Raw genomic sequence first — 7,601 nt, 5'->3', positions numbered from 1 at the left:
AGGGCGGCACCGCCCTACCGATAAACGATCACCGGAATTTTCGTATGGGTCAGCACGCGCTGCGTCTCGCTGCCGATACCGCACTCGCGTCCGGCTTCGTGCGCGCGCCGGCGCTCGAACATGCCGGGCTCGAGGGCGCGCTGATCCTCGCGCGTCAAGTCGCCGCAAACCCGTTGCGTCCGGCAACCGAATGATTATATACCGACCGATATGGAAACCGCTACAGCCCCCGCCGTCAAAGGCCGCCCGCGCGAATTCTGCGTCGATGCCGCGCTCGCGGCGGCGCTGCGCGTGTTCTGGAGCAAGGGCTATGAGGGCGCCTCGCTCAACGATTTGACCGAGGCGATGGGCATCACCCGCCCCAGCCTCTACGCCGCGTTCGGCAACAAGGAAGCCCTGTTCCGCAAGACGCTCGACCTCTATGAGGAAGAGAAGCTCTGCTACATCAGCAAGTCGCTCGAGCAGCCGACCGCGCGCGAGGTCGCGCGGCACCTGCTCCGCGGCAGCATGGAAAACCAGACCAGCAAGAGCGAGCCGCATGGCTGCCTCGGCGTGATCAGCTCGGTCGCGTGCGGCGCGGAGGCGGAGTGCATCCGCCAGGAAGTGCTCGAGCGCGGCAAGGTCGCGCGCCGTGCGCTGGTCGCGCGGCTCGAACGTGCGAAGGAGGAGGGCGACCTGCCCGCCACCGCCGATGTCGAGGGGCTGACCAGCTTCATCTACGCGATCATGCAGGGAATGGCGGTGCAGGCCGGCGCCGGCGCGACGCGCGCCGATCTCGAACGGCTGATCGACACCAGCATGGCGATGTGGCCGTCCAAATAAGGGCTGGCCCAACCAGGGCTTTCAGCGACCGTTCATAAAAATATATCGAGCGGTATAAAAAGTCGTTGACGCAGCGCAGCAGGGTTTCTATACCGGGTGGTATAGAAGTTGGACTCGCCTCCCGGGCAGGTCCCCGCATCGAAAGGGAAAGCCGATGCAGAAAGACTGTACCGTACCCCAGGTCTGACGACGGGCTGAGGCCCGCTCATCCGACATCATCCACGATCCGGCGGCGTCCGGCGAACCTGTAGTTCGCCGCGTGAGGGCGCGCGTCTGCGCCGGCTCGCACCCCGAATTCATGCCGCGCTCCCCGCGACGGCAAACCGCGGCGTTCGCGCCGCGAACAGAGGAGACATGCACCATGGCGTATCTTGCCTTTGCCCAGCCCGACCTGGCTCCCGCCTATGCCTTCGAGGCCGGCCCGGCGCTTCGTCACGCCCCCGAACCCGCGCGCTTCTCGGCGCTCGAATGGTCGGTGGTCGCGCTGGCCGAGCGCGACAAGCTTTCGAGCCTGCGCGAGCCCGGCCGCATGGCCATGGCCCTCGGCAGCCTGTTCGGCGAGAAGCGCAGCACGCGGCTGGCCGATCCCAAGCTCGAGGCGCTGCGGCGCATGGCCGTGCTGACCTGGCACCACGGCTATCGCGTCGCCCAGTCCACGGTGCGCGGCTTCCTCGCCGCCGGCTTCACCCCCGACCATTACGAACTGCTCACCGGCAGCATCGTCGCTGCACGCGCCAAGCGCGACCGGAGGAACCCGCGATGAACATGATCACCCGTATCGAACCCGTCGAAGAACTTCCCGCCCGCCGCCGTTTCCGCGACTGGCCGCTGTGGCAGCGCGCCTCGGCGATCGTCCTTCCGCTCGTCGCCGTCGGCGCGGGCGTGGGCGTCTTCAACCGCGAGAGCCCGGCGCTCGCCGCGCCGCCGCCGCCCACCGTCACCGTCGCCACCCCGCTGGCGCGCGACCTCACCGAATGGGACGACCATGTCGGCCGGTTCGAGGCGTCAAAGAGCGTCGAGGTGCGCCCGCGCGTATCGGGCGCGGTGACCGCGGTGCACTTCACCGACGGCGCGATCGTGCAGAAGGGGCAATTGCTCTTCACCATCGATCCGCGTCCGTTCGCCGCGTCGCTCAACGAGGCGCGCGCCGGCGTCGCCCAGGCGCAGAGCGACCTCGCGCTGGCCGAGGCCGATCTCGCCCGCGCCAGCCGGCTGCTGGCCGAGGACGCGGTGTCGAAGAGCGACCATGACCGGCTCGCCGCGCGTGTCCGTGCCGCTCGCGCCTCGCTCGCCGCGGCGCAGGCCCGGGTCGGCGCGCGCGCGCTCGACGTCCAGTTCACCCAGGTCCGCGCGCCGATCACCGGCCGCATCTCCGACCGCCGCGTCGATGCCGGCAACCTCGTTTCGACCGCGGATGCCGGGGGCGGGACGTTGCTGACCACGATCAACGCGCTCGATCCGATCTACTTCACCTTCGACAGCTCGGAGGCGCTCTACCTCAAGGCGCAGCGCGAGCGGTCCAAGTCCGGCGCCGCGCCGCAGCAGGTCGAGATCCGGCTGCAGGACGAGAGCGGCTACAACTGGAAGGGCAGGGTGGACTTCACCGACAACGGGATCAGCGCCCAGTCGGGCACGATCCGCGCGCGCGCGGTGATCGACAACCCGGACTATTTCCTCGCCCCCGGCATGTTCGGCAACATGCGCCTGACCGGCGGCTCGCCCGAGCGCGCGCTGCTGGTCCCCGATGCCGCGGTGCGCACCGACCAGGCGCGCAAGGTCGTGTTCGTGGTCGGCAAGGACGGTACCGTCGCGGCGAAGGAAGTCACGCCGGGTCCGCGCATCGGCAGCCTGCGCACGATCCGCGCCGGCCTCGCGCCGACCGACAAGGTGGTGATCCAGGGACTGCAGATGATCCAGCCGGGCGCCAAGGTGACCGAGCGCGTCGGCAAGATCGAGGCGCCGCGTGCCCCGGCCGCGCCGCCGCCGGCCGCCATCAACGAACCCGCGGCCTCGCAGGCGACCATCGCCGCGCGCTGAGTGCGCGAACCATGACCGACTAAACCACTCCGCCCGCAGCCTTGCGGGCGGAGCTAGCCAAGGCTTTGCCCGATGCGCTTCAGTCATTTCTTCATCCGCCGCCCGATCTTCGCGGGCGTGATCGCGATCCTCATCACGATCATCGGCGCCTTCGCCTATTTCGGGCTGCCGGTGTCGCAATTCCCCGCCGTCGTGCCCCCGACGGTCACGGTCAGCGCCAATTATCCCGGCGCCTCGGCCGAGACCGTCGCCGACACCGTGGCCGCGCCGATCGAGCAGCAGATCAACGGCGTCGACAACATGCTCTACCAGTCGTCGCAGTCGACTGGTGACGGGCGGGTGACGATCACCGTCACCTTCAAGCTCGGCACCGACCTCGATACCGCGCAGGTGCTGGTGCAGAACCGCGTCGCGCTCGCCGAGCCGAGCCTGCCCGAAGAGGTGCGCCGCCAGGGCGTGGTGGTGCGCAAGACCTCGCCCTCGTGGCTGATGGCGGTCAACGTGCTGTCGCCCGACGGGTCGCTCGATCGCGGCTATGTCTCCAACTATGCGCTGACCCAGATCAAGGACCGGCTGACCCGCATCGACGGGATCGGCGACGTCCAGGTGTTCGGCGCGCGCGACTATGCGATGCGCGTGTGGATCGACCCCGGCCGCACCTCCGCGCTCGGCCTCACCGCGGGCGAGGTGGTCGCCGCGCTGCGGGCGCAGAACATCCAGGTCGCCGCCGGCACCGTCGGCCAGCCGCCGTTCGATACCGGCGCCGCGCAGCAGCTCAGCGTCGAGACTCAGGGCCGCTTCAAGACCGCCGACGAGTTCGCCGACATCATCGTCCGCACCGACCCCAGCGGCGCGATCACCCGCGTCCGCGACGTGGCGCGAGTCGAGCTCGGCGCCGAGGATTATGGCGTCAACGCCTATCTCTCGGGCCAGGATTCGATCATCATGGGCGTGACCCAGCGCCCGGGCACCAACGCGCTCGCCGCGGCGGAGGGCGTCAAGGCCGAGCTTGCCGAGGCCGCCAAGAGCTTCCCCAAGGGGCTCGAATACCGGATCATCTGGAACCCGACCGAGTTCATCAGCGAATCGATGAACGCGGTGGCCGAGACGCTGCTCGAGGCGGTGCTGCTCGTGGTGCTCGTGATCCTCGTCTTCCTGCAGAGCTGGCGCGCCGCGATCATCCCGATCGTCGCGATTCCGGTCTCGCTGATCGGCGCCTTCGCGGTGCTGGCGGCGCTGGGCTACTCGCTCAACACGCTGTCGATGTTCGGCCTCGTGCTCGCGATCGGCATCGTCGTCGACGACGCGATCGTCGTGGTCGAGAATGTCGAGCGCAACCTCGAGCACGGCCTGTCGCCGCGCGAGGCGGCGCACAAGTCGATGGACGAGGTGTCGGCGGCGCTGGTCGCGATCGTGCTGGTGCTGTGCGCGGTGTTCGTGCCGACCACCTTCCTCACCGGCATCACCGGCGAGTTCTACCGCCAGTTCGCGGTGACCATCTCGGCCGCGACGATCATCTCGCTGATCCTCTCGCTCACCCTCTCGCCCGCGCTCGCCGCGCTGCTGCTCCGCCCCAAGGCGGAGGAGGCGCCGGCCAGCGGGTGGCGGCGCGTGGTGTGGCGCGCGGGCGACTGGTTCAACCGCAACTTCGACCGGCTCGGCGACTGGTACGCCGGGATCACCCAGCGCTTCGCTTCGGCGCCCAAGCGGATGTTCGCGGTCTATGGCGGGCTCGTCCTCGCCACCGGCGCAATCTTCTGGTCGACCCCGGCCGGGTTCATCCCCGCGCAGGACCAGGGCTATGCGCTCGCCGCGATCCAGCTGCCCCCGGGCAGCTCGATCGAGGAGACCGACCGCGTGCTCAAGAAGGCGGTGAAGAAGCTGCTCGAAGTGCCCGGCACCGAGGCGGCGGTGATGTTCTCGGGCTTCGACGGCGCGTCGAGCACCCAGGCGTCGAACGCCGCGGCCGCCTATGTCACGTTCAAGCCGTTCGAGGAGCGTGCCGGCACCGACCGCACCGAGCTGAACATCGAGAACGACATGCGCGCCGCGCTCGCCGACATGAACGAGGCGATCGTCTTCGTCATCCCGCCGCCCGTCATCCAGGGCGTCGGCAATGGCGGCGGCTATCGCATGATGGTGCAGGACCGCAGCGACGCCGGCTACCAGGCGCTCGAGCAAGCCGCCGGCGGCGTGATCGGGGAGGCGCACAAGAGCAAGGAGCTCGCCAACGTCTTCACGCTCTACAACACCGCGACGCCGCGCATCTATGCGGACATCGACCGCGCGAAGTCCGACATGCTCGGCGTCCCCGCGAGCCGCGTGTTCGAGGCGATGCAAGTCTATCTCGGCTCGTCCTACGTCAACGACTTCAACCTGCTCGGCCGCACCTTCCGCGTGACCGCGCAGGCGGATGCGCAGTTCCGTGACGATCCGGCCGACATCGCGCAGCTCAAGACCCGGTCGAACGCGGGCGGGATGGTGCCGATCGGCGCCGTCGCGACCTTCCAGGACCGCACCGGGCCGTATCGCGTGACCCGCTACAACCTCTTCCCCGCGGTCGAGGTCGATGGCGACACCGCGCCGGGCTATTCGACCGGCCAGGCGCTGGCGAAGATGGAGGTGATCGCCAAGAACCTGCCGCAGGGCTTCACCGCGGAGTGGACCGACCTCGCCTTCCAGCAGAAGGCGGCGGGCAATGTCGCGGCGCTGATCTTCGCGCTGTCGGTGGTGTTCGTCTTCCTGGTGCTGGCGGCGCAGTTCGAAAGCCTGATGCTGCCGATCTCGATCATCCTGATCGTGCCGATGACGCTGCTGGCCGCGATGCTCGGCGTCAACTTCCGGGGGCTGGACAACAACATCCTGACCCAGATCGGCCTGATCGTGCTGATCGGCCTGGCGGCGAAGAACGCGATCCTGATCGTCGAGTTCGCCAAGCAGGCCGAGGAGCGCGGCGCCACCGCGCTGCAGGCGGCGGTCGAGGCGGCGCGGGTCCGGCTCCGGCCGATCCTGATGACCAGCTTCGCCTTCATCCTGGGCGTGCTGCCGCTGGTGACGGCGTCGGGCCCGGGCTGGGAGCTGCGCCAGGCGCTGGGCACCGCGGTGTTCTACGGCATGATCGGCGTCACCGCCTTCGGCCTGGTCTTCACCCCGACCTTCTACGTCGCGTGCCGCGCACTCGCCGACCGGATCAAGCGCCGCCCGCGTGGCGGTGCCCCGGTGGCCGAAGTGCAGCCGGCGGAGTGATGTCGATGTCTGCAAATCCTCCCCCGCCAGGGAGTGCGAGGTTGGATTGCCCCCGGCGATCCAAGGTCGTGCCGGGGGCACGACCGACCTTGCACTGCGTCAGCCCCGGACTTGTTCCGGGGCTGACGGAGCGGGCGGATGCCAGACCATTGGCGGCTCGCTTCCTCCCCCTCCGTCACGCTGCGCGTGCCACCTCCCCCTGGCGGGGCAGGATTGGAGGCCAACTGTCGATCTGTTTCGAAAGGAGCTCCACATGCTTCGCAATCTGATGATCGCCGCGTCGGCGCTGACGCTCGCCGCCTGCGCCACCGGCCCCGATTATGCCGCACCCCAGACGCCTTCGGCCGCGGCGGGCAAGTTCGTCGCCGCGACCAGCCCGGCGGTCGATCCGCTGGCGCCGGTCGATGCCGACTGGTGGCGGCTGTACGACGATCCCGCGCTCGACCAGCTGGTCGCCGACGCGCTCGCGGCCAACACCGACGTCCGCGTCGCGGTCGCGCGGCTTGCCCGCGCTCGCGCTTCGCTGCGCGAGGTGCGCACCGACCGGCTGCCCGAGGTGGGGGTCGGGGCGGGGGCGAGCTATGGCCGCCTGCCCGAGAGCCAGCGCGGCCCCGGCGCGCCGCGCGAGGACTGGTCGATCGATGCCGGGCTCGAGGTGAGCTACGAGGTCGATCTCGCGGGCCGCGTGACGCGCGGGATCGAGGCGGCGCGCGGCGACGTCGGCGCGGCCGAGGCCGATGTCGAGGCCGTTCGCGTGACCGTCGCCGCTGAGACCGCGCGCGCCTATGCCGATGCCGCGGCCTCGGCCGAGCGCATCGCGGTCGCCGAACGCATCGTCGAGCTGCTCGACCGCTCGCTCGGCCTGACCGAGCGGCGGCGCGAGGTCGGGCTCACCACCGGGCTCGACACCGCGCGCATCGCGACGCTGCGCAACCAGCGCCAGGCCGAGATCCCGGCGCTGGCGGCCGAGCGCGACGCGGCGCTGTTCCGGCTCGCGACGCTGACCGGCCGCGCGCCCGCCGACCTGCCGCCGATCGCGCGCGAGCGGGTGGCGACGCTGCGCCTCGACCAGCCGATCCCGGTCGGCGACGGCGCGCAGCTGCTCGCCCGCCGTCCGGACATCCGCGCCGCCGAGCGCCGCCTCGCCGCCGCCACCGCGCGGATCGGCGTGGCGACCGCGGACCTCTATCCCCGCATCACCCTCGGCGGCTCGATCGGGTCGACCGGGCCGAATATCGGCGACGTGTTCGGCGGCGGGCCGCTGCGCTGGCTGCTCGGCTCGCTGATCAACTGGTCGTTCACCGACCAGGCGCGGGGCCGCGCGCGCATCGCCGGGGCGGAGGCGGACACCCAGGCGGCGCTCGCCGAGTTCGACGGCACCGTGCTGCGGTCGCTGCAGGAGACCGAGACCGCGCTCTCCGCCTATGCCCGCGCGCTCGATCGGCGCATCGCGCTCAAGGCCGCGCACGACGCCGCCGAGCGCGCCGCGCGCATCG

Annotated in this window: 6 protein-coding genes; all 6 read left to right on the top strand. The window is 70.4% G+C overall.

From position 1 onward, the window contains the following. On the top strand, nucleotides 1-194 hold a 194-nt coding region (locus ABDV68_RS17290; protein ID WP_343521347.1), incomplete at its 5' end, for a hypothetical protein. A 16-nt stretch (nucleotides 195-210) separates the two neighbouring features. After that, nucleotides 211-822 carry a TetR/AcrR family transcriptional regulator gene (locus ABDV68_RS17285; RefSeq protein WP_343521346.1) on the top strand — a complete coding sequence of 204 codons (612 nt, stop codon included), beginning with the start codon at nucleotides 211-213 and terminating at the stop codon, nucleotides 820-822. A gap of 361 nt (nucleotides 823-1,183) precedes the next feature. Beyond that, complete coding sequence (locus ABDV68_RS17280) at nucleotides 1,184-1,585, top strand: hypothetical protein (protein WP_343521345.1); 402 nt, start codon at nucleotides 1,184-1,186, stop codon at nucleotides 1,583-1,585. Beyond that, complete coding sequence (locus ABDV68_RS17275) at nucleotides 1,582-2,859, top strand: efflux RND transporter periplasmic adaptor subunit (RefSeq protein ID WP_343521344.1); 1,278 nt, start codon at nucleotides 1,582-1,584, stop codon at nucleotides 2,857-2,859. The genes ABDV68_RS17280 and ABDV68_RS17275 overlap by 4 nt, the downstream gene beginning before the upstream one ends. 72 nt (nucleotides 2,860-2,931) lie before the next feature. Further along, nucleotides 2,932-6,105: a multidrug efflux RND transporter permease subunit gene (locus ABDV68_RS17270; RefSeq protein WP_343521343.1), complete on the top strand. Its 3,174-nt coding sequence runs from the start codon at nucleotides 2,932-2,934 to the stop codon at nucleotides 6,103-6,105. 253 nt (nucleotides 6,106-6,358) lie between these two features. Then, the coding region (locus ABDV68_RS17265) for a TolC family protein (protein WP_343521342.1) at nucleotides 6,359-7,601 on the top strand (1,243 nt) is incomplete at its 3' end.

Origin of the sequence: Sphingomonas sp. (assembly GCF_039595165.1) — a bacterium.
Taxonomy (GTDB): Bacteria; Pseudomonadota; Alphaproteobacteria; order Sphingomonadales; family Sphingomonadaceae; genus Sphingomonas.
Note: the sequence above shows the minus strand (reverse complement) of the source record. Positions and strands in the feature narration are given on the sequence as shown.